Genomic DNA, 22,299 nt, shown 5'->3' with positions numbered 1-22,299 from the left:
GCGTGGGCGCTCGGCTCAGAGCTGGCGAAGCTTGGGATCCAGGGTGTCCCGGAGCCAGTCGCCGAGGAGATTGAACGCCAGGACTACCAACAGGATGGCCAGCCCGGGGAGACCAGAGACCCACCACGCGCTGGTGACGAACTCGCGCCCCTCCGCGATCATCGAGCCCCACGCCGGCGTGGGCGGCGGAATGCCCGCGCCGAGGAAGGACAGGGACGCCTCCACGATGATGACGTAGCCGATCTGGAGGGTCAGCAGCACCACGAGGGTGTTGAGCGTGTTGGGGAAGAGGTGTCGCGTGATGATGCGCCAGGCGCCTGCGCCCGCAATACGCGCCTGCGCGATGAAGTCCAGGCCCATGAGGGTGAGGACCTGGCCGCGGATGACCCGCGCGAAGCGGGCCCAGAGGATCACCGCGATGGCCACCACCACGTTGGTGAAGCTCGGACCCACCGTCACTGCGAGGATCAAGGCGAGCAGGATGACGGGGAACGACATGGTCGCGTCAGTGACGCGCATCAGCACCGCGTCCACCCGGCCGCCGTAGTAACCCGCCACGAGCCCCATGGCAGCCCCGAAGGCGGTGGCGATCAGCACGGTGATGACGCCGGCGGCGAGCGACACCCGCGAGCCCCAGATGATGCGCGAGAGCATGTCGCGGCCGAGGCGGTCGGTGCCGAGGAGGTGCTTCGCGGTGCCACCCTCCATCCACGCCGGCGGCTTGAAGTGGTTGCGCAGCGACTGATCGGCGGGGTCCGCCGGGCTCAGCAAGGGCGCCAGGATGGCGACGAGGACGAAGAGCGTGATGATGCCGAGCGAGAAGTACGGCAGGCGGCGGCCGCGGGCCTCGCGCGCCGCCGACACCTGAACGTCGGGCAGGGGCAGCGCGTCAGGGGTCACCGGCTCAGCGGGCATGGCGGATCCGTGGGTCGATCACCGCGTAGAGGCAGTCGACGGAGAGGTTCACCACCGCAACGATGACGGCGGTGGTGAGGACCACCGCCTGGATGACGGGGTAGTCGCGCGAGCTGATGCCCTCGTAGGCCAGGCGGCCCAGACCCGGCCAGGCGAACACCGTCTCCACCACGATCGCGGTGGTCACGAGGATGGAGAAGTAGATGCCCGCGAAGGTCACCACGGGGATCAGCGCGTTCTTGAGGGCGTGTATCCACACCACGCGCGGCTCGAGCAGGCCTTTCACCCGCGCCAGCTTCACGTACTCGGAGTCCAGCACCTCGAGCATGCCGGAGCGGAGCAGGCGCATCATGCCCGCCACGACGAACCAGCCGAGCGTGAAGCCGGGCAGCACGTAGCTGGCAAGGCCGGCCTCGTTGCCGCCCGCCGGCAACCACTGCAGCCGCCCCGCCACGACTTCCACCAGCACGATGGACACCCAGAAGGTCGGCAAGGACTGGCCGAGCACGGCGACCACCTGGGCGACGCGGTCGACGCCCGTGCCCTTCCGCACCGCGGCGATCACGCCCAGGGGGAACGCAATGCTGAGGGTGATGCCCATGGCGAAGGCGGCGAGGCGGAGCGAGTTGGGCAGCCGCTCCTGCAGGAGCTCCACCACCGGCCGCCGCGCGCGAATCGACATGCCGAAGTCGCCGGTGACGGCGCGGCCGATGAACGAGAGATATTGCTCGACGTAGGAACGATCCAGTCCCAGATAGCGCCGGGCCTCCGCATAGTCCTCCGGCGTGGCCGACATGGGCAGGATCAGCTGCAGCGGGTCGCCGGTGGCGCGGGCGAGGACGAAGACCACCACCGACAGGATGGCCAGCGCCACCAGCGACTGCAGCAGCCGCGACAGGACGAAGCGGATCAAGCCCGGCCGTCGCCTACTTTCCCGACGCGAGCTCGTCGAAGAAGAGGTCGTACATCACGCTGCCCGGATTCCACTTGCCGAGCTTCTTGGACGCCGCGTAGGGCGAGTGGAGGTATACGATCGGCATGCCGAGGTGCTCGCTGCGGATGCGGGTGTAGGTGTTCCGCATGAGGGTATTGATCTTCTCGCGGTCGGTCTGCTTCGCGACCTGCGAGATCATGCCGTCCACCTCGGCATCGTTGACGGTGTCGTTGGGCTTGGACGGCGAGTAGGCCATCTTCTCCAGCAGCGCGAACGTGCCCATCCAGTCGCGATTGGCGATGTTGAAATAGCCGATCGAGCCCGGCGTCTTCCGATCGACCCAGTTCTTCCGGAACGCCGGGTAGTCCACGGGGATGAGCTTGATCTTGATCCCGACCTTCTCCCAGTACCCGCTCACCGCCTCGGCGAAGGCCTTGCCCTCGGGGAGCCCGGGGAGCTGATAAGCGTAGGCATCGAGGCTGAAGCCGTTGGCGAGCCCCGCGTCGGCGAGGAGCTTCTTGGCGCGCGCCGGGTCGTAGGGATACATCATGTCCGGCGTCACCTTGAGGCCGATCTCCTTGAAGGACCAGGACAGGCCCAGCGGGATGGCCGCCGGCTCGGCGCGGCCGGCGAAGATGGACTGGGCGATCTCGTTGCGGTCGATGGCGACGTTCATGGCCTCGCGCACGCGCTTGTCCTTCATGGGCGCGACCATGCCGTCCGGCCCGAGGATCCACCACATGCTGAGGATGGCCTCTTCTTTCCTGAAGTGGACCGGATAGCCCTCCTTCTCCACTTCTCCGACCCGCTCGCGGCTGATCTCGGTGACGTCGACCTCGCCCCGGCGCAGCAGGGCGATCCGGGTGGTCTCCTCGGGCACGATGCGGATGGTCACGGTCTTGTACTTGGGCGCGCCGATGCGCCAGTGGTTGTCCAGCGCGGTCAGGCGGATGTGGGAGCCCGTGATCTGCTCCCCGAACTTGTAGGGGCCGCTTCCCACCGGCTTGCGGGCGAAGGCGTCGTCGCCCACGGACTCGATGTACTTCTTGGGCACGATCATGCCCTCGCTGGACAGCGCCCGCGAGAGATAGTTCGGGATGATGAGGGTCGGGTCCTTGGTGACGATGACCACGCGGTCGGGCGCCGGCGTCTCGATGCTCGCCACGAGGGTGCGCAGGAGGCCGGCATAGCCGGTGGTCGAGCGCTTCCCCGCCGCGCGCTCCAGGCTGAACTTCACGTCCTCCGAGGTGAGGTCATCCCCGTTGTGGAACTTGACGCCCTTCCGGAGGGTGAAGGTCCAGCGCTTGTGGTCCGCCGAACTCTCCCACTTGGTGGCGATGCCGCCGTTGGCGGAGAGCTGCCCGTCGGGAGTGGTCCCCACGAGATAGTCGAACATCAGGGAGAGGTAGTACTTGACGAGGTGGCCGGCGACGGGCGGATCGAGCGATTCGGTGGCGAAGCTCGACAGCGCGATCGTCAGATCGGGCTTGGCCTGCGCGCCGGCGGTGCCGGGCATGACCAGGGCGAGAACGGTCAAGAAGAGCAGGCAACCCCGGACGATTCGCTTGGCTCGCGTCATGATCTGGCTCCTCCGCGTGAACCGTTTGTGGGAACGCTGCACGAAGGACTGCGCCGACCCTCTGATGACCCCCGACCCTACCCTGGGATAGGCCCCGCGGCAAGCCCCTGTGCTATGTTCGTCCCGGCACGGTCGCCGCGTGCGGGGGGCTCGCAGTTAAACCGGCAGGTCACGGAGGAGAGGATGAACACGCTCGCTGGACACCGCTGGGGCATCTCCTGGTCGTCGCTGCGCCTCGTGCTGGCGGTGGTGCTCCTCGGCGCCCCGCTCCTGGCCCAGGGCTGCTCGCTCTCGGCCAGCTCCGCGAGCTCGTCGAACTCCTCCGCCTCCTCCTCGGAGTCCTCCTCCAGCAGCTCCCCGGGCAATAAGGAGCAGAAGTACATGGAGGACGTGCGGGACTACACCGCGTCCTTCGTGAAGTCCGGCGGCCGCATTGCGGACTTCAAGACCCGCCTGGGCGAGATCGCTCGGCAGCACGAGGTCACCAACTGGGAGGAGAATCTCGTAACCTACGAGGGCATCGGGCGCGGGCTCGGCAAGGCCAAGGCCAGCCAGGTCGAGGTGGACACCTACACGAGTGGCCTCGCTGGCGGTGATCCCAAGAAGGCGGAAGCGATCAAGCGGGGCTACGACGCCGAGAAATAAGCACCGAGACGTCGCGCCATGACCTGGCTCCGCGCCGGTGTCCTCCTGGCGAGTGTCTTCGCCGCGGCGCCGGCGTGGGCCGGGACCCCGCGCCTCGAGTACATCTACGCCGACGCCAATGAAGGCGGGGCGAGCGGGGGCCACGCCGGGCTGCGCTTCGGCGACCAGGTCTTTCACTTCGAGTACGTCTCGCCCCTCGTCCAGATACGCCGCGACGCCTTCGATGCGCTGCGGTTCCGCTACACGATCCTCGACAACCGGAGCCTCTCGCTCCACCGCCTCGCGGTGACGCCCGAGACCTATCAGCACCTGCTCGACGCGTTCACCCAGCGGTACTTCGATCAGGAGCATCGGCTCCGAACGCAGCGGGGGCTGACGGCCGATCGCCGCCTCCTCGAGACGCTGCTCGCGCGGCGTCGCGGGCAGGCGGGGGAGCGACCGCTCACGGTGGAGGGCGCCGGCTACTTCTTCGAGGCCGCGCGCCTCGACGCGCCGCCGCCGGCGGCGGGCGAGAGGAGCGCGGTCCTGGCCGCCCTCCACGCGCACGTGGCCGAGGCGCACGGCGCGGGCTTCATCGCGGGCCTCGAGGCCAGTCTCACCGAAGAGCTTCTGACGCTCGATCCTGCCCGCGCGGGGCTGGCCGATCGGTATCGCCACGGTCTGAGCGCGCTCCTGGCCCTGGACGTCCTTCGCCAGGCACCGCCGCTCCAGCCGGCTCTGCTCGTGCACGGAGGCCCCGCCCTCGACGAGGCGGATCTCGGCATGCTGGATCCGCTCGCGCGGGCGCTCGAAGCGAGCCTGGTGCGACTCGTGCGCTCGAGCCGCCCAGACTGGGGCTTTCCGTTGCTGGTGGGAATGGCGCGCCTTGCCGCTCTCGAGGAATCGCGGCGGCTCGGGCGCTGGATCTTCCTCGATGTCTTCCCCGCGGATGCCGCCGTCGTATCCGTGGCGGCGGTGCGGCGTCGCGCCCAGGCGACGGGCGCCCTGCTCGACGAGGCGCGCCGCGACTTCACGGCCGCCCGGGCGCGCCTCGTCCCCCGCGCCGAGTCGGACGGCCTCTTCCCCGAGCTGGCGTTCGCGACGCTCGAGCAGGCCGGCAATCGGCTGATCGAGATCGCGGCGGCTCTCGATGGAGCACGGGCCATGCGGCTGCCGTTCGGGCTGGGCGTGCCGGCTCGGGGCGCGCGGGTCGACGATATTCCGGACCCGCTGGCCACCTCAGAGGCGCTCGCTCGCGCCCTCGAGCAGGCCCGCGCCCGCGAGGACGCCCATGCGGCGCGGCTCGAAGCACGCGACGGCTACAACGTCGTGACCCGGAACTGCGTGACCGAGATCTTTCGGACCATCGAGGCCGGGCTCCTGGCCGCAGAGCCGCCGGGCACCACCGCGCGCGAGGCCTCGGAGCGCCGCCTCGGAGGCCATATCGCCCTCGACGGTACGCTGAACTTCATTCCGGCGACCTCGTCCGAGTCGGTGAAGGCCGCCTACGCGGTGGCCGAGAACGCGGAGATTCCCTCGTATCGCCTGGCCGCCCTTGCCGCAATGTACCGCCGGGACAACCGGATCCAGGTCTACCTGCGCGAGTCCAACACACTCACGTCCACGCTCTATGTCCCGCACCCGGAGGACTCCGCGTTCCTCTTCTTCACCGACGACGCGCTGCCGGTGCGGCCGCTCCTGGGCGCGGCGAATCTCGTGACGGGGCTGGGCGTGACCGCGGCGGGCCTCTTCACGGTCGCGGCGGATCACGGGGCGACGCTGCGGGCGGGTCTGCGCGGGATGCTCTTCAGCCTGCCCGAGCTGGTCTTCTTCAACATCCGCAAGGGGTCGCTGCTCTACGCGCCGCGCCCCGCGTCCGGCCCCACCGACCCCTGACGAGCTCTGCCGCCCGGCCTCAGCGAAGGCGGTACTTGTCGATCGCGCCCGGCGCCAGCTCCATGCCGTGGCCGGGCCGGTCGGGAATGCGGAAGACGCCGCCCTCGCAGCGCGGCTGCTCCACGAACAGATCCGGCGGCGCCCAGTCCATCAGCTCGACGAGGAAACCGTTCGAGAGCGCGCCCACCACCTGGAGCGAGATCTCGTGCACGACGTGGGGTGAGAGCGGGAGCCCGTGGGCGGCGGCGAGATGGCCGATGCGCAGGGTCTCGGAGAAGCCGTTGGCGCGGCACACGTCGGGCATGAGGTAGCGGGCGGCCCGCCGCTCGATCAGCTCGCGGAACTCGTAGCGCGAATACGCGTTCTCGCCCGTCGCCACCGGGATCTTGATCGCGTGCGCCACCTCGGCGCAGGCGGCGAAGTCGTCGGCGAGGACGGGCTCCTCGTACCAGACCAGGTCGAGATCCTCCAGCGCCTGCGCCTGGCGGAGATTGCCCAGCACGTCGAGCTTCTGGTTGACGTCGACCATCAGGCGCACGCCGTCGCCCAGCGCCTTCTTCACCACCTCGACGCGCTTGCGGTTCACGCGCGGGTCGGGGTCGTGGATCTTCATCTTGTAGTAGCGGCAGCCGCGCCCCACGTACTTCTGGGCCTCGGCGATCACGTCCTCCACGCGGTACTTGCCCCAGCCGCCGCTGCCGTAGGCTTCGGCGCGGTCGGTGTAGGCGCCCCAGAGCTTGTAGAGCGGCTGCCCCGCCACCTTGCCGGCGATGTCCCAGAGCCCGATGTCGAGCGCCGCGATGCCGTAGGCGGCCACACCCTGGCGCTTGATGCCGCGGTCGGCGCGGTACATGCGCTCCCACAGGCGCTCGACGAAGGCGGGGTCCTCGCCGAGCAGCAGCGGCTTGAGCCGCGTCTCCAGATACACCTGGATGGCCTCCGCCCCGCCGCCAGCGAAGGCCAGGGTGTAGCCGAGCCCGCTCACGCTCTCGTCGGTCGAGATCGTGACGGCGACCATCCGGTGCTCGGGGAACTCGAGGGACATCGGGGGCGCGCAGGGGAGGGCCAGGACCACGCTGTCGATCGCCGTGATTTTCATGGGCCGGATCATAGGACGCTGAGGGCTTGCAATACTACTCGTCGTATGTTTAGTATGAGCTTCCCTGGGAGGTGCCCTCATGAGCAGCCAAGGCCTGGACCGACACGCGCGACTGGCCATTCTCTCGGAGGCCGCGGCCGACGACCGCGAGCACGGCATGCCGCTGCCCCATCACCGCCTGGCCGCTCCCGGCGCGGGTGAGAGCCCCGTCGGGATCCGCAAGGTGCGAATCCCGGGGCGCGGCAGCACCAGCCTCATGCGCGTGATGCAGACGAACGCCTGCTCGCTGTCCTGCGGCTACTGCCCGACCTTCTGCGGCGGCCACGTGAAGCGCACCGCGCTGGCGCCGGAGGAGGTCGCGCGCACGTTCGTCGAGGCCCATCGCGCCGGGCTCGTCAGCGGCCTCTTCCTCACCTCGGGCGTGCCGGGCCGCGCCGTTCGCGCCATGGATCGGATGCTCGACGCCGTGCACATCCTTCGGCGACGGGAGGGCTTCACGGGCTACGTCCACATGAAGGTCCTGCCGGGCGCCCAGCGGGATCAGGTGCGCGAGGCCGCGCGGCTCTGCGATCGGGTCTCGGTCAATCTGGAGGGGCCGCGCGACGACGTGGTGCGACGGCTCGCCAAGGAAAAGGACCTCTCGGGCGATCTGCTGCCGAGCCTCGAGCTCGCCGGCCGACTCGCGCGTGACGCGCGGCTGGAGCACCGGCTGGACGGGCCCGCACGCATGGGCACGACCACGCAGTTCGTGGTGGGGGCGCAGGGCGAGCAGGACCAGGAAATCCTGGGCTTGGTGGGCCGGCTCGAGCGACAGGGCCTGCTACATCACGCGCACTTCAGCGCGTTCCAGCCCGTGGCGGGCACGCCGATGGAGGGCCTGCCGCCCACGCCCTCCGCTCGCGAGTTCCGTCTCTATCAGGCCGAGCACCTGATGCGCCAGTACGGCTTTCGCTTCGACGAGCTGCCCTTCGCCGCCGACGGCAATCTGCCGCTGGAGCACGATCCCAAGACGGCGTGGGCCCTGGCGCACCCGGAGGACTTTCCCCTGGACGTGGCACGCGCGGCCCAGGACCTGCTGCTGCGCGTGCCCGGCGTCGGTCCGCGCGCGGCCGAACGCATCGTGACGGAGCGGCGCCGCGTGGTGCTGCGGGGCGCCGAGGATCTCCGGCGTCTCGGTGTGGACGTCTACCGCGCGGGCTACTACCTCACCCTGGGTGGCCGCCGCCTCGCGCGGGAGCGTCCGCCGCTGCAGCAGGGACTCTTCGCGGACGGGCGGCATCTGCCGAGCGTGGTCTGGAGCACCCCCACGCCGCCCTGCGCGTACCGCTGACGCCGGCTTCGCCGGACGGTCCTCCGCGCCTACAATGAGCCCATGAGCGAGCCCACGAGCTCGAAAGACCTGAAGGCGGCGCCCGGCCGCGCCGTCGTCATCTATGACGGCACCTGTGGCCTGTGCCAGGGCAGCGTGGGCTGGGTCTCGCGCCGCGCCCGCCCGGACGCGTTCGAGTTCCTGCCGTGCCAGGCGCCGGAGCGACACGCGCGCTATCCCGCCATGGCGGAGGCCACGTGCATGGAGGCGATACAGCTGGTGCTCCCGGACGGCCGCGTGCTGGGCGGGGCCGACGCGCTGCCCGAGATCCTCCGCCGGCTGCGGGGCTGGCGCTGGGCGGCCGCATTGTTCCGCCTGCCCGGCGCGGGGCTCGTGGCGCCGCTCGCATATCGCTGGATCGCCCGCAACCGCTACCGGATCTCCTGCGCCATCGGCACCTCGCGTGCCTGACCCGCGGGGGCGCGTCGCCCTCATCACGGGCGCCTCCGCCGGGATCGGCGCGGCCACCGCGCGCGTGCTCGCGGAGGCGGGCATGCGCCTCGCGCTCTGTGCGCGGCGGGCAGATCGTCTGGAGTCCCTGGCGGCCGAGCTGGGCGCACGCGGCGCCCTGGTCTCGGTCCATCCCGTCGACGTCACCGACGAGGCGGCGGTGCGCGCGATGGTGGACGAGGTGGCGCGGCGCCACGGCGCGCTCGACGTCCTCGTCAACAACGCGGCGCGCGGGCTCGCCGCTCGCTTCGAGGACACGTCGACCGCCGAGTTCCGCGCGCTGCTCGAGCTGAACCTGCTGGCGCCCATCGTCGCCATCCAGGCCGCGCTCCCCCATATGCGCCGCCAGGGCCGCGGCCATGTCATCAACGTGTCGTCGATAGTGGGACGGCGCAACATGCCAGGGCGCGCGGCGTACGGCGCCACCAAGTTCGCCCTCGGCGCCATTAGCGAGGCGCTGCGGCTCGAGCTGCGCGACACCGGCATCGTCGTGAGCCTCGTGTACCCGATCTACACGGCGACCGAGTTCCATCAGGCCGAGACGCGGCGCATGGAGATGCGCCGGACGGGGCCGATTCAGTCCGCGGAGACGGTGGCCCGCGCCATCCTGCGCTGCGTGCGGCGCCCGCGCCCCGAGGTGTATCCCTACCGGCCCGCGCGGCTCCTGGCCGGTCTCGCCGCGCTCGTTCCGGGCCTGGTCGACCGCGTCATGGGCCGAGCGCTCGGGGCGACGGCGCCGCGGAGCTAGCGCATCCGCACGTTGCGGATCGTCACGTAGAGCAGCAGATCGTAGACGATCTTGAGCCCGCCGCCCAGGATGAACGGGGCGGAGAGCGACAGCCCCTGCATGATCCATCCCGTGAGGGTCGGACTCACGGACTGGGCCAGGGTCCGGCTCGTGTTGGTGAGCGTGGCGGCATGCTCCCGCTCATGGTCCTCCACCGCGAGCATCAGGAAGGTCTGGCGCGTGGGCAGGTCCATCTGGGAGAGGAGGTGGCGCGCCAGCAGCAAGGCCACCGCGCCCAGCGCCGTAGGCGCCAGGGCCACGGCGATCAGCAAGAGGTTCGAGATCAGGTGCGAGAATACCATCGTGTTGACCAGGCCGAGCCGCGGGGCCAGCCTCGCGGCAAGCAGCAGCGAGAGGCCCGACAGGATCTGGGTGCCGAAGAAGATCCAGCCGAGCTGCGCGAGGGTCAGCCCGAAGCGCGTGTAGAACCAGTACGTCACCATGCTCTGGATCACGAAGCCACCCGCGAGGGAATCCAGAGCGAACAGCGCCGCGATGCGACGCACGAGGGGCCGCGAGGGCGCGCTCGAGGCCACGCGCTGGGCCGGTGTCGCGGCGACGGCCGGCCGCATCCGGGCGTAGGCGGCGACCTGTACGAGCGCCCCCACGAGGAATAGCCCGAAGACGCCACGCGGTGAGTCGGGGAGGCGGGCGATCAGCGCGGCGCCGAAGGCGGAGGCGACGTAGCCGACGAGATTGTAGAGGCTCAGCATGCGCGTGAGCGCGTCGCGCGGCGAGGCACGCGTCACCACGACCTGCTCGAGCGCCTGGAAGGGGCCGGTCTCCCCCGTGCCCACGGCGAGGTTGCCGAGCATGGCGGCCATGACCACCAGCCATGGCTCCCAGGACACCAAGAAGAGCACGCCCGCAATCAGACTCAGCCCCGCGAGCCCCACCAGGGCCACGCGAGGCCCCCAGCGACGTGAGGGCCGCTGCACGGCGAACGTGAGCGCGGCGCTGGATACCAGGGTCAGCGTGACCGCCAGACCCAGGCCCCGGGCATCCATGCCCAGGCGGACCAGGTGAACGGGCACCAGGACCCCCAGCGCGCCGTAACAGAACGTGCGCGTGGTCTTGGCGGCGAAGACGAGCCAGGCATCGCGCTGCATCCCGCGCGCGACTGTGGGGGAGCCCTCCGCGCCAGTCAAGTGTGGCTTGACAGGGCACCTCTTCATATGTTGAGTATATCTACCTGGTAGGAGGAGGTCCCCATGAGTCGCCCCACGAACCCGCTGAATGGCAGCGCTCTCGACCGCTTGCTCCGAGCCGACCTGGCACAGCTCCTGGACCGTCTGGCCGTGTCCCCGGGCACCGGGGCGGCGCTTGCGGGACTCGACCCCGAGGCGCGCGCCCGGACCGAGGAGGCCGAGGCGCGACTGGCCGCCGCACGGCTGCGCCTGCTCGCCGGCTACGAGGAATGGTCGCGCGCCCTGGAGGCCTGCGCCGACCTCTGGGCCGTCGCGGGCCTGCGCGCGACGGCTGCGGCGAGCGCGACCGGCGGCGCATCGGCCGGCGCGTCCGCCAGCACATCGGCCAGCACACCAGCCGGCACATCAGATCGACGCGCGGCCTAGCGGCCGAAGATCCGCCGGAGCCAGCCGCGCTCCTGCCCGACGGTCGCGACGCGGGCTTCCGCGAAGGCGAGGCGCCCGGCCTCAAAGCGCTGCCAGTAGTCGGGCAGGCGGCGAGCGAGGCGCGCGTGTCCGGCCAGGGCGTGGGCGCGCGCGTCCTCCGCGCGTGCTTCGGCCGCCTCGAGCGCCGCGCGCTCGGCCTCCGGGAGCTCCGCGACCAGCGTGCACCGCAGCGCGCCTAGGAACTCGAAGGCGAGGGCGGAGAGCTCCGCGCGGTCGCGCTCGTTCCCGTCTTCCGGGGCAGGGCGCCCGGCGCGCGCACGTAGGGCCACCAGCAGGTCGAGGCTCGCCATCTCGGCGGCCTCTTCGATGCGCGCGCGGAGCTGCGCCTCGATCCGCTCGGCGAGGCTGCGCGGGTCGCCGTGCTGATGGGCGAAGGCGCCCCCCGCGCCCGACATCAGGCTCCCGCGATCTTTGCCGGCGTGGCGCCCTCGGCGAACATACGCGCCAGGCCGAGGTCGAACGGCTCCGGGCGAATGCCGAAATCCGCGTAGAAGGCGCTCGGATCGGTGACGTTCTCCTCTTCCAGCATCGTGAGCTGATCCCGCGTGAGCGGAAAGAATGGCAGGGCCTGGAGCATCGACGTCGCGGTGCGCACGGGGCCCAGGGGCACGTGGAGCTTGCGCACGCGGGCCCGCCCCACGGCCCGCCCGATGCGGTCGAGGATCTCGACGAACGGGTAGTCCGCGGGCCCGGCCACGCCATAAACGTGTCCCACGCTGCGCTGATTGCGCGCGGCCCGCGCGAAGCCCTCGGCGACCTGCTCGACCGCGATGGGCTGAAGGCGATAGCGGCCGTCGCCGAGGACCGGCACCGCGGGCAATCGCCGAATCATGCCGGCCAGCATCGTCACCAGCTCGTCGCCGCGCCCGAAGATGACCGACGGGCGGAATATCGTCCAGTCGAGTCCGCTGGTCCGCACCGCCTGCTCGGCCGCCCACTTGGTCCGGTGATAGCGGGAGCGCGCGTCGGGTCGCGTGCCCAGCGCGCTCATGTGGAGGAAGCGCTTCACCTCGGCTGCGCGCGCCACCGCCAGCATGTTCTGGGTCGCGCGGGTGTGGAGGGCGTCGAAGGTGACGCCGCGGCTCCGCTGCTCGCGAATGATGCCCACCAGGTGCACGACCGCGCTACAGCCCTCGACGGAGGCGGGCAGGGCGTCGGGCTTGAGCACGTCGCCGGGCACGCGCTCGATCGACTCGAAGCCCTGCAGATCACGCTCCGAGCCGTGGCGGACGAGGGCACGGACCAGGAAGCCCTGGGCTACGAGGGCACGGATGACCTGCTTGCCCACGAAGCCGGTGCCGCCGGTCACGAAGATGCGCTGCATCGGAGCGAAGCCTAGCACGTATGATAAGGGGGTGCGGCTCGTCGCGCTCCTGCTCGGCTTGCTCCTCGGCGTCGGCCTCGTGGGCCGCGCGCTGGCCCAGACGACCACCCCCGAGCTGAGCGGCCTCGACGATGCGGCCCGTGACTCCACGGCGGCGGGGGACGTGCCCGGCGCGGTCATCGTGGTGGGCCAGGGTGACCGCGTGCTGTACCGCAAGGCGTGGGGCATGCGCTCGCTGGTGCCGAAGCCCGAGCCCCTGACCGTCAACACGATCTACGACATCGCCTCGCTCACCAAGGTCGTGGCCACGCTGCCCGCCGTGCTCTGGCTGGTCGAACACGGGAAGGTCGACCTGGACGCGCCGCTCGGCCGCTACGTGCACGAATTCGGCGGGCCCGCGTACAGGGAGATCACGGTGCGCCGGGTGCTGACCCACAGCGCGGGATTCCCCGACCTGCCGTCCCCGACGGCCATCCCGCGGGGCTTTCCGGAGACGGCCCGGCTGCTCGCCAAGGCGGGGCTCGTCTACACGCCGGGCACCACGTTCCACTACAGCGACACCGGCTTCATCCTGCTCGCCGAGATGGTACGGCGCGTGTCCGGGGAGGCGCTCGACCAGTTCACGCGCCGGCGCTTCTACGTGCCGCTGGGCATGAAGGACACGGCCTTCCGGCCGCCCGCGGAGTGGAAGCCGCGCATCGCGCCCACCGAGATCCTGGGCTCGGGACTCCTGCGCGGGACGGTCCACGACGGCAACGCGCGGCTCCTGGGCGGCGTGGCGGGCCACGCGGGTCTCTTCTCCACCGGGGACGACCTCGCGCGCTACTGCCGCATGCTGCTGCGCGGGGGCGAGCTGGACGGGAAGCGCTACTTCAAGGAGTCCACGATCGCCGCGATGCTGACCCCGCAGCAGATCGGCGAAACCACGCGGGCGCTGGGCTGGGACATGTCGTCCGCCTACTCGCGGACCCTCGGCTCGTTCTTCCCCGTGGGCTCGGTGGGGCATACCGGCTTCACCGGCACCTCGATCTGGATGGACCCGGCCAGCCGCGTCTACACGATCCTCCTCACCAACCGCGTGCACCCCTACGGCAAGGGCAACGTGATGGACCTCCGCCGGCGCACGAGCGGCGAGGTGGGGGCCGCGTTCTTCGGCGGCGCGGCGCCGCCCGCGAGGGTGGCGGAGCCGGCCGAGGTGCCCGCGCCCGCCGCGGATCCCGTCGCGCCGCGTGCCACGGTGGTGCGCACCGGGCTCGATCAGCTCGTGGCCCAGTCCTTCGCGCCCCTGGTGGGCCGCTCGGTGGGCCTCGTGACCAATCAGACCGGGGTGAGCGCGCAGGGGCGGCGGAATGTGGATCTCCTCGCCGCGGCGCCCGGCGTCAAGCTCAAGGCCATCTTCTCGCCGGAGCACGGGCTGGCCGGCCAGCTCGACACCAACGTGCCGCACGGCCGCGACGTGGCGACGGGGCTACCCGTGTGGAGCCTCTATGGCGCCGAGCGGCGGCCCACCTCATCCATGCTGGGCGGTGTGGACACCTTCGTCTTCGACATCCAGGACGTGGGCGCCCGCTACTACACCTACCTCACGACGCTGGTCTACATCCTCGAGGAGGGGGCGCGCCGGGGCATGCCGGTCATCGTGCTCGACCGGCCCAACCCGATCACCGGGCGGCTGGTCGAGGGCCCGGTGATGGACGCGGACCTCCGATCCTTCACGTCCCCGCACACCATCCCGGTGCGGACGGGCATGACCATCGGCGAGTTCGCCCGCATGATCGTGGCCGAGCGGAAGCTCAACGTGAGCCTCACCGTGGTGCCGCTGGAAGGCTGGGACCGCCGGCGCTGGTTCGACGAGACCGGGCTTCCCTGGGTGAATCCGTCGCCGAACATCCGCTCGCTCCCCCAGGCGCTCCTCTACTCGGGCGTGGGGCTGCTCGAGGCCACCAATCTCTCGGTCGGCCGCGGCACCGACATGCCCTTCGAGGTGATCGGGGCGCCCTGGATCGAGGACCCCGCGCCGCTGGCCCAGGGCCTCAACTCGCTGCAGCTGCAGGGGGTGCGCTTCGAGCCGATCCGGTTCACGCCGACCTCGAGCATGTTCGCCAATCAGCCGCTGGCGGGGGTGCGCCTGGTCGTGACGGACCGGGACATCCTGCAGACCACGCCGATGGGGCTCGCGATCGCGCGCGAGCTGATGGGGCGCTACCCGACGAGCTTCCGGGCCGCCGCGATCCAGAACCTGCTGGTGAACCGCTCGACGATCTGGTCCCTCCTGCGGAGGGACCCCGTGACGCGCATCTGGAGCTGGGCCGACGCCGACCGAGCCAGCTTCCTCCAGCGTCGCGCGTCGTATCTCATCTACTGAGGGACGGTTTCCCTCATCGGCGCTCGACGACCTTGACGCCTCCGGGCGTCCGCACCTGGGCGCTCTTGCCGCCGGGCACCGTGATGGTGACCGCGTCCCCGTCGCTCACGTAACGCTCGTCGGGGCGCGAGTCGAAGTAGTTGAGCCAGTAGTTGAGCTCGGCCTCGGTCGCCTGGATGCGGGGCAGGTGATAGGGATCGAGGCCTCGCGCGTGCGCCGAGAGCGCGGCGCCCCCCGCCACCATCAGGATGGCGTCGTGGCGATAGCCCTCGCCTGAACCGCCCGAGATGGCCCACGCGAGGTCCTTGGGATAGCTGCCCATGGGGAGCGCCAGGGTCCGGAAGCGGTACCCCGGGAGATGCCGCTGCACCCACTCCTGGGATTCCAGGAGCTGCTTCCGCACCGTCGGCTCGTCGTACTTGGCGAGGTTCGCGTGCCAGAGGGTGTGGTTGCCGATCTCGTAGCCGCGGCTCTTGAGGTACGCGAGCTTCTTGCCCACGAGATCCGGCTGATTGAAGAGGCGGTTGGGCGGGCTCGCCCCCGGCAGCACGTAGAAGCTCGCCGCGTGGCCGAACTCGGGGTGTTCGCGCTCGAACTGCTCCAGGATGCCGATGGCGCAGTCGGGGTCGATCTCCCAGCCGCCATTCTTCTCGATGTAGCGGAACTGGCCGGGCGAAGAGTCGTCAAAGGTCAGGATAACGGGCGTGGTGCCCTTCGGCAGCCGGATCCGCCCGTCGAGGTAGTCGCCGAGGGCGGCGGTGCGATAGCCGCGCTCCCACAGGCGCTGGAGGTCCCGCCGGAAATTGGCCGGTGTCCGCGTCCAGCGCTCTTCGGGATGGTCGATCTTGTGGTACTCGAGGATCATCACCCGGCCGAGCTCGTTGGCGGCGAGCTCGGCGGGCCGGGACGTCTGCGCCAGGAGCGGGGAAGCGAGCAGGGCGACGGCGGCGATCGCCCCGGCGAGCGGCCGCCGCTTCAAGGCTGCGACGTCGCGGGCGACTTCTTCGCCAGGGTCGCGTTCGCCGGGCGGAGGGCCGCCGCGGTGTAGTCGTTGCGCGGGTTCCAGAGCATCCAGCCCGCCCCGCCGGCATCGTCGGCGCCGCGCATCTGATCGCGGATCTCGGTCACGCCGAAGATGCGCTTGTCGAAGGCGTAGTCCTTGAAGTCCTGGATCCAGGGGCGGATCTGCACCGGCAGGCCCTCGGTGCGCTTGCGCGTGAGGCGGACGCTCTCACGGACGATCTCGTAGGAGTGCTGCACTGGGTTCCGGTAGCCGGGGATGCCCAGGTGATAGCCCGACGGGTAAACCATCGGGCTCAGATAGTCCACGTGGGGCGCCAGATCCTCGATGCGCTGCCCGATGTCGGTGTCGTTGTCGTTGAAGGCGGTGTAGCCGAAGATGTCGGCCCCGACGAAGGCCCCGGTCGGCGCCAGCTCGCGCTTGGCCTTGGCGAGGAAGGCGGCGATCGTCTCGATCCGCACCTGCGGCGTGATGGGCTTCGAGTACTTCGCCGCCCCCAGCTTGCCGTCGGTGGGGAAGCGCACATAGTCGAACTGGATCTCGTCGAAGCCCTTGAGCGCCGCCTCCTTGGCGACCGCGATCAGGTAGTCCCACACCTCTTCACGGGTGGGGTCCACCCAGGCGAGCTTCTCGTTGTCCATCCACGGCTTGCCGGTGCGGGTGTCGATGATCGCCAGCTCGGGCCGGGCGTTGGCGAGCACGTTCTCCTTGAAGGAGACGATGCGCGCGATCGTGTAGACGTTCCGGCGCTTGAGGTCGGCCAGGATCTGGTCGAAGTCCTTCATGATCACCGGGCCCAGGGCGCCGGCTGCGAGGGCGGCGGGCACCTGGGTCCGGTAGGGAATGAGCCCCCGGTCGCCCTTGACGTCGATGACCACCGCGTTGAGCTCCGTGCGGCCGAGGAGATCGAAGACCCGCTCGCGGATGCCCTTGTCGGCGATCCCGTAGTAGGTGAGGTACGCGGCCTTGATGGGATGAGGCCGGAGCGTGACCGTCTGGTCCTTGCCCTCGAGCGCCAGCCGTTCCTTGGCGTAGCCGGGCATCCGGACCAGCGCCGAGCGGTCGATCCCGAGGGGGCCGATCGTGTAGCGGCCCTCGGCGTCCGTCTGCACGAGGAGGCTGCCCACCATCACGGAGGCGCCGCGGAGAGGCTTGCCGGCCGGATCCACCACGCGGCCACCGAGCGTCACCGGCTCCGGCGCGCCCTGGCTCGCGAGGATGCGCTGCGGGGCGGCGAGGAGGACGTACCCAGCGAGGAGGGCCAGAGAGATCGACGCCAGCGCGACGACGCCGACGACGATGAGGCGCCGTCGTGGCGTCTCGGTCGTGGGCGAAAGCGTCATGGGCGAATCCGACGTTACTGCCTCGCTACGTTCACTCCGAAAGAAATTCTTCACTCGAGCGCACCAGTCGGTCACGGATGGTCCTCCCGCTCCTTCAGACAGCAACTCCCTTGCCATCGATGCGGCGCGGACCAAGTCGGACCAAGTTCGCGATATGACGTCCTACGAATGCAACGCGCGACGAGCCCGAGCGGTGCCCGGCTGACTCTCGCTGACAATTCGCGTCGCGGGCTCGACACGAAGGTCACTCGGCGGGCGGTATAGAATGCCGCTCATGACCACTACCCCTGGATTCGCCTGTAGCGCCGCGGTACGCAGAAGCTTCATGGTGAACGGCCTCCGGCTCAGCGCGCTGGAGTGGCCTGCGCCCGGTCGCCACCCCCTCTGCTTCCTTCACGGGGGCTCCGCGCACGCCCACTGGTTCGACGCCGTGGTTCCGAAGTTCGTCGGCCGCTATCACATCCTGTCGCTCGATCAAAGAGGGCACGGGGAGAGCCAGTGGTCGCCGGCGCAGGAGTACGGCACCGGGCACTTCACCGCCGACCTCTCGGGCGTGATGGATGCGATGGGCTGGCCGCGCATGGCGCTGGCCGGCCACTCCATGGGCGGGCACAACGCCATCGCGTTCTCGGGCTGGCACCCCGAGCGCGTGTCCGCGCTGGCCATCATCGATAGCCGCCCGTCGCTCCCGCCGGAGCGTCTGAACGCCATGCACCACCGCGGGCATCGGGGGCCGCGACGGCACGAGACCTTCGGGTCCGCCCTGGCGAGCTTCCGGCTGCTGCCGCGGGAGACCATCGCCGACCCCGCACTGCTCCAGCACCTGGCCCGCGAGGGCATCGTCGAGCGCGAGGGGCGCTTCCTCTATCGCTTCGACCCCGCCACCAGCGGCGAGCGTCAGCCGGTCGACGCCTGGCCGCTGCTCGAGCGCATCGTCGCGCCCACCCTGGTCGTGCGCGGGGAGCATTCGCCGATCCTGCCGGTTCCCATGGCTCAGGACATCATGAAGCGCCTGGCCAGGGCCCGGTTCGTCGATCTCCCCGGGGCCTATCATCACCTGACGCTCGACACCCCGGGGGCGTTCGCCGGCGCCCTGGATGCCTTCCTGAGCGAGCTCCCTCCGGCCTAGCCTTTCACGCCGGACGGGAAACGGTGTCTTCCCTGCAAAACACGGCTCAGGCGAGCCCGGGGAGGACGACATGGCGCACAAGCAGGCACTGCTGGCGGAGGCGAACCAGGCATACGGGGAGCTCACCGAGGCGGTCGGCGGGCTCAGCGACTCGGAGCTCACGCAGGTGTTCCTGGGGGTGTGGGGCACGCGCGAGATCCTGATCCACATCGCGGCGTGGGACCGCGAGATGGCGGCGGCCCTCGAGCGCGTCAGCCGTGGCGAGAAGGCGTATCCCGACGGCAAGTACGACGACTTCGACGACTGGAACGCCCGATTCGTGGCGGCGCGGGAGGGGACGCACCCGGCGGACATCCTCGCCGAGGTGGACCGCGAGCATCGGGCCATCATCGCCGCTGCGGAGACGCTTCCGGAGTCGCACTTCGCCCCTGAGCAGCCCGCTCGAGGGATGTTCGAGGGCGCCACGACCCAGCACTACCGGGAGCACGCCGGCCAGATTCGAGACTGGCGAAAGGGCCGCTAGGCGTCCGCCCGAGCCGAGAGCTCGCGTCGCAGGGCCGCCGGGTCCGTATAGAGGAGGGCCTCCAGGCCCGCGGCGCGAGCGCCCTCGACGTTGGCCACCGAGTCGTCGATCAGGAGCACCTCGTCCGGATCGCGCCCCACCTCACGCAGAACGGCCGCGAAGAGGGTCGGTGTCGGCTTGAGCGCGCGCAGACGGCAGGAGAAGAGCAGGGGATCGAAGCCGTGCGCGATCTCCGGCAGCGCCGTCGGGAGGGCGTGAAGGAGCAGCGGGCCGTTGTTGGTCAGGAGCCCGATGGGGCCGCGCGCCCGTCGGGCGCGGGTGATCTCGAGCACGTCGAGGTCGGGCTCGAAGGCCAGCGCCCATGTGGCCGCGAGCTCGTCGAGCGTCAGCGGCCGGCCGAGGGCGGCCGCGATCCGGGTCGCCGCCTCGTCGGCCGGAAAGTCGCCTCGCTCGCAGGCCTCCTCCAGGCCGCTCGCCCAGACGCGTCTGTGGACCTCGGTGGAAGAGAGCCCCGTGAGCCGCTCGAGGGCCGCCAGGCGCCGCTGGGGCACGAAGCGGCAGACCACGCCGCCCAGGTCGAAGAGGATCAGGCGCGTTCGAGGCGGACGGCGCAGACCTTGTACTCGGGGATCTTCGCCGAGGGATCGTGGGCCGAGTTGGTCAGGAAGTTGGCCGCGGAAGTCTCGAGCTTCACGAACGGGACGAACACGGCGCCCGCCCGCACCGCCTCGGTGACCTGGGCGTAGCCGTCCAGCTCGCCCCGTCGCGAGGTCATCCGCACCCGGGCGCCGGTCTCGATCCCGAGCCGGCGGGCGTCGGCCGGGTTCACCGCGATCTCGAGGCGCGGCGCCAGCTCGAGCAGGCCCTGCACCCGCCGGGTCAGCGTGCCGCCGTGCCAGTGATAGAGCAGGCGCCCCGTGCTGAGGATGAGCGGATAGTCGGGATCGGGCAGCTCGGCGGCCGTGGCGGTCTGCTCCACCGGCACGAAGCGCGCGCGCCCGCGAGGGAAGGACTCGGCGTAGAGGAAGCGCGTGCCCGGATGCTCGGGCGTGGGACACGGCCACTGGAGCCCGCCCGACTCGAGCCGGGCGTAGGAGATCCCGGCGACCGCGGGCCAGAGACTGACCAGCTCCGTCCAGATCTGGCTCGGATCGTCGTAGTCGAAGCCGGTGGGTGGGAGCCCCAGGCGTCGCGCGATCCGCCGCGCCAGCTCGCCGGTCACCCACCAGTCCGGTCGCGTCTGGCCCGGCGGGGGCAGCGCACGACGGATGCGCTGCACGCGCCGCTCGGAGTTGGTGAACGTGCCGTCCTTCTCGGCGAACGCGGCCGCGGGCAGGAAGACGTGGGCCTTCTCCGCGGTCTCGTGCATGAAGAGGTCCTGGACCACCAGGCAGTCGAGCTGGGCCAGCGCCTTCTCGGCCTGGTGGAGGTCCGGCTCGGACAGCAGCGGGTTCTCGCCCACCACGTACATGGCGCGGATGCGACCGTCGAGGCAGCCCTCCACCATTTCCGTGACGACGAGGCCGGGCTCGGCGGGCGGCCGGCGGCCCCAGACCCGCTCGAAGCGGTCGAGGCTCTGGGCCGAGTAGTCGGCGTAGCCGGGCAGGTTGGTGGGGATGCAGCCCGCGTCACCGCAGCCCTGGACGTTGTTCTGCCCCCGGAGCGGCGAGATTCCCGAGGCGGGGAAGCCCATCTGGCCCGCGGCCAGCGAGAGGTTCAGCAGCGCGTGAGCGTTGGCCGTGCCGTTGATGTGCTGGGTGATGCCCATACCCCAGATGAGGCAGGAGCCCGCGAACGGCGGCTTCGCATACCAGCGCGCGGCCTGGGCGATGTCCTCGGCCGGCACCCCCGTGACCGTCTCCGCGTACTCCAGGGTATAGGGCCCCAGCGCCGCCGCCCACGCGTCGAAGTTCTCGGTGCGCGCGCGGATCCAGCCCAGATCGGCCAGCCCCTCGTCCAGCAGCACCTTGGCCATCGCGTTGAACAGCGCGACATCGGTGCCCGGCCGCTCCTGTATCCAGAGATCGGCCTGGTTGCAGATCTCCACGCGCTTGGGATTGACCACGATCAGCCGAGCTCCGCGCGCGACGGCGCGCCGGAAGCGCACCGCGATCACGGGGTGGTTGGCGGAGGCTTCGGCCCCCACGACCATGAGACAGCCCGCTTCTTCGTAGTCGTCGTAGGAGTTCGACGTGGCGCCGGAGCCCATCGAGACCAGCATGGCCTCCACCGAGGGTGAGTGGCAGAGCCGCGTGCAGTGATCCACGTTGTTCGTGCCCATGATGTGGCGGGCCAGCTTCTGGATCACGTAGCCGTCCTCGTTGGTGGCCTTGGCCGAGGCCAGCGAGCCGAAGTGCCCGAGGTTCCGCGCGAGGCCGTCGGCGGCGGCATCGAGGGCCTCGTCCCAGCTGACCTCGTGCCAGATGCCCTCACGCTTGATCATGGGGGTGATGATGCGGTCGCGCGCATGGACGAAGCCGGTGCCGAAGCGCCCCTTCACGCAGAGCATCCCGCGGCTCGACGGGTTCGCCGGCGCGTCGTCGGCCATGCCGGCCAGCCGCCCATCCGCCCTGACGCCGAGGGTGATGCCGCAGCCCACACCGCAGTACGGACAGATCGTGTCCACCCGACGGACGACCGGGACCACTGCCTCTTTGGGGCGGAGGGCGCCGGTGGGGCACGTGGCCACGCATTGGCCGCACGAGGTGCAGATCGAGGCGGACATGGGGCCGTCACTCACCACGCCCACCCGGGCGTCCTGGTTGCGGCCCAAGAGCGAGATGGCGCCGATGTGCTGCGTCTCCGCGCACGCGGTGGTGCAGCGGCCGCAGAGGATACAGGCCTCTCGGTCGAGCACGAAGAAGGACTTCGAAGCGTCGGTCTCGAAATGATGGTGTGGCTGCCACGTCGGGTGCTCGAGCCCGTGGCGGGCAGCGGCCTCGCCGACCTGGCCGAAGCTGTCCCGGTCCCCGGAGGACGTCAGCATGGAGAGCGTGAGGTCGAGCACGGCCTTGCGGAGGCGGACCGCGCCCTCGTGCTGGGTGTCGACCACCATGCCCTCGCGCGCGGGCAGGTGGCAGGCCGCGGGGAAACCGCGCTGCCCCTCGACATGGACGAGGCAGGTGCGGCAGGCGCCCAGCGGCGGCCGGTCAGGGTCCTTGCAGAGCTGGGGCAGGGGGACGCCGAGTCGGTTCACGGCGTCCAGCACCGTGGCGCCCGGGGGGACTTCGATGTCCGAGCCGTCTACGCGGAGTGTGATGGCCATGCGCGATCCCATCCATCGCGACTGCGCCTGCTCCGCTATGAT

Annotated in this window: 20 protein-coding genes; 9 read left to right on the top strand and 11 right to left on the bottom strand. The window is 70.6% G+C overall.

The features are described 5' to 3' along the window. Positions 1-15: 15 nt before the first annotated feature. From VFX14_07135 to VFX14_07125, 3 genes are read right to left on the bottom strand one after another with little or no spacing between them, the layout of a single operon-like run. Positions 16-915, bottom strand: coding sequence for an ABC transporter permease (locus VFX14_07135; protein ID HEU5189445.1), 900 nt, complete (start codon positions 913-915; stop codon positions 16-18). Continuing rightward, entirely contained in the window at positions 905-1,828 is a 924-nt protein-coding gene (locus VFX14_07130; GenBank protein ID HEU5189444.1) for an ABC transporter permease, read from the bottom strand. Before VFX14_07130 ends, VFX14_07135 begins: the two co-directional genes overlap by 11 nt. Before the next feature lie 13 nt (positions 1,829-1,841). Beyond that, on the bottom strand, positions 1,842-3,428 hold the full coding sequence (locus VFX14_07125) for an ABC transporter substrate-binding protein (GenBank protein HEU5189443.1): 1,587 nt from the start codon (positions 3,426-3,428) through the stop codon (positions 1,842-1,844). A 183-nt stretch (positions 3,429-3,611) separates the two neighbouring features. Here VFX14_07125 and VFX14_07120 point away from each other — a divergent pair, with 183 nt between their 5' ends. Next, the gene (locus VFX14_07120) at positions 3,612-4,073 is read left to right on the top strand and encodes a putative lipoprotein (GenBank protein HEU5189442.1); all 462 of its coding nucleotides are present in this window, start codon (positions 3,612-3,614) and stop codon (positions 4,071-4,073) included. Between the two features lie 18 nt (positions 4,074-4,091). Further along, positions 4,092-5,948, top strand: a complete 1,857-nt coding sequence (locus tag VFX14_07115; protein ID HEU5189441.1) for a hypothetical protein — start codon at positions 4,092-4,094, stop codon at positions 5,946-5,948. Between the two features lie 19 nt (positions 5,949-5,967). Here VFX14_07115 and VFX14_07110 read toward each other — a convergent pair whose 3' ends face one another. After that, a complete protein-coding gene (locus VFX14_07110) occupies positions 5,968-7,047 on the bottom strand; it encodes a mandelate racemase/muconate lactonizing enzyme family protein (GenBank protein HEU5189440.1) in 1,080 nt (359 codons plus the stop codon). Between the two features lie 79 nt (positions 7,048-7,126). Here VFX14_07110 and VFX14_07105 point away from each other — a divergent pair, with 79 nt between their 5' ends. The 3 genes from VFX14_07105 to VFX14_07095 are packed head-to-tail and all read left to right on the top strand — an operon-like array spanning position 7,127 to position 9,614. Then, positions 7,127-8,377 carry a radical SAM protein gene (locus VFX14_07105; protein HEU5189439.1) on the top strand — a complete coding sequence of 417 codons (1,251 nt, stop codon included), beginning with the start codon at positions 7,127-7,129 and terminating at the stop codon, positions 8,375-8,377. A 42-nt stretch (positions 8,378-8,419) separates the two neighbouring features. Then, positions 8,420-8,827: a DUF393 domain-containing protein gene (locus VFX14_07100; protein HEU5189438.1), complete on the top strand. Its 408-nt coding sequence runs from the start codon at positions 8,420-8,422 to the stop codon at positions 8,825-8,827. Then, positions 8,820-9,614, top strand: coding sequence for an SDR family NAD(P)-dependent oxidoreductase (locus VFX14_07095; GenBank protein HEU5189437.1), 795 nt, complete (start codon positions 8,820-8,822; stop codon positions 9,612-9,614). The genes VFX14_07100 and VFX14_07095 overlap by 8 nt, the downstream gene beginning before the upstream one ends. Here the strand turns inward: VFX14_07095 and VFX14_07090 are convergent. Then, positions 9,611-10,762 carry an MFS transporter gene (locus tag VFX14_07090; GenBank protein ID HEU5189436.1) on the bottom strand — a complete coding sequence of 384 codons (1,152 nt, stop codon included), beginning with the start codon at positions 10,760-10,762 and terminating at the stop codon, positions 9,611-9,613. The two genes, VFX14_07095 and VFX14_07090, sit on opposite strands and share 4 nt — an antisense overlap. A 102-nt stretch (positions 10,763-10,864) precedes the next feature. On the opposite strand from VFX14_07090, the gene VFX14_07085 reads away from it, so the two are divergent. After that, entirely contained in the window at positions 10,865-11,227 is a 363-nt protein-coding gene (locus VFX14_07085) for a hypothetical protein (GenBank protein ID HEU5189435.1), read from the top strand. Here the strand turns inward: VFX14_07085 and VFX14_07080 are convergent. Together VFX14_07080 and VFX14_07075 are read right to left on the bottom strand one after the other, a co-directional pair. Continuing rightward, positions 11,224-11,682 carry a hypothetical protein gene (locus VFX14_07080; protein ID HEU5189434.1) on the bottom strand — a complete coding sequence of 153 codons (459 nt, stop codon included), beginning with the start codon at positions 11,680-11,682 and terminating at the stop codon, positions 11,224-11,226. The two genes, VFX14_07085 and VFX14_07080, sit on opposite strands and share 4 nt — an antisense overlap. Further along, positions 11,682-12,611, bottom strand: a complete 930-nt coding sequence (locus VFX14_07075) for a complex I NDUFA9 subunit family protein (protein ID HEU5189433.1) — start codon at positions 12,609-12,611, stop codon at positions 11,682-11,684. The genes VFX14_07080 and VFX14_07075 overlap by 1 nt, the downstream gene beginning before the upstream one ends. A 31-nt stretch (positions 12,612-12,642) precedes the next feature. On the opposite strand from VFX14_07075, the gene VFX14_07070 reads away from it, so the two are divergent. Continuing rightward, positions 12,643-14,976, top strand: coding sequence for an exo-beta-N-acetylmuramidase NamZ domain-containing protein (locus tag VFX14_07070; GenBank protein ID HEU5189432.1), 2,334 nt, complete (start codon positions 12,643-12,645; stop codon positions 14,974-14,976). Between the two features lie 13 nt (positions 14,977-14,989). On the opposite strand, the gene VFX14_07065 is transcribed toward VFX14_07070, so the two are convergent. Continuing rightward, complete coding sequence (locus VFX14_07065; protein ID HEU5189431.1) at positions 14,990-15,955, bottom strand: polysaccharide deacetylase family protein; 966 nt, start codon at positions 15,953-15,955, stop codon at positions 14,990-14,992. Continuing rightward, positions 15,952-17,340 (bottom strand): putative glycoside hydrolase, encoded by a 1,389-nt coding sequence (locus VFX14_07060; protein ID HEU5189430.1) that lies wholly within the window; start codon positions 17,338-17,340, stop codon positions 15,952-15,954. The genes VFX14_07065 and VFX14_07060 overlap by 4 nt, the downstream gene beginning before the upstream one ends. Before the next feature lie 325 nt (positions 17,341-17,665). Here VFX14_07060 and VFX14_07055 point away from each other — a divergent pair, with 325 nt between their 5' ends. Further along, complete coding sequence (locus VFX14_07055; protein HEU5189429.1) at positions 17,666-18,469, top strand: alpha/beta hydrolase; 804 nt, start codon at positions 17,666-17,668, stop codon at positions 18,467-18,469. A 70-nt stretch (positions 18,470-18,539) separates the two neighbouring features. Beyond that, the gene (locus tag VFX14_07050) at positions 18,540-18,992 is read left to right on the top strand and encodes a ClbS/DfsB family four-helix bundle protein (GenBank protein HEU5189428.1); all 453 of its coding nucleotides are present in this window, start codon (positions 18,540-18,542) and stop codon (positions 18,990-18,992) included. On the opposite strand, the gene VFX14_07045 is transcribed toward VFX14_07050, so the two are convergent. Then, the gene (locus VFX14_07045) at positions 18,989-19,543 is read right to left on the bottom strand and encodes an HAD family phosphatase (protein HEU5189427.1); all 555 of its coding nucleotides are present in this window, start codon (positions 19,541-19,543) and stop codon (positions 18,989-18,991) included. The two genes, VFX14_07050 and VFX14_07045, sit on opposite strands and share 4 nt — an antisense overlap. Positions 19,544-19,578: 35 nt before the next feature. After that, positions 19,579-22,257 carry a formate dehydrogenase subunit alpha gene (gene fdhF / locus VFX14_07040; protein HEU5189426.1) on the bottom strand — a complete coding sequence of 893 codons (2,679 nt, stop codon included), beginning with the start codon at positions 22,255-22,257 and terminating at the stop codon, positions 19,579-19,581. Between the last annotated feature and the right edge of the window lie 42 nt (positions 22,258-22,299).

Source organism: Candidatus Methylomirabilota bacterium (genome assembly GCA_035764725.1).
In the GTDB taxonomy this organism is placed as follows: domain Bacteria; phylum Methylomirabilota; class Methylomirabilia; order Rokubacteriales; family CSP1-6; genus DASRWT01.
This window is presented reverse-complemented; position numbering and strand designations above follow the sequence as displayed.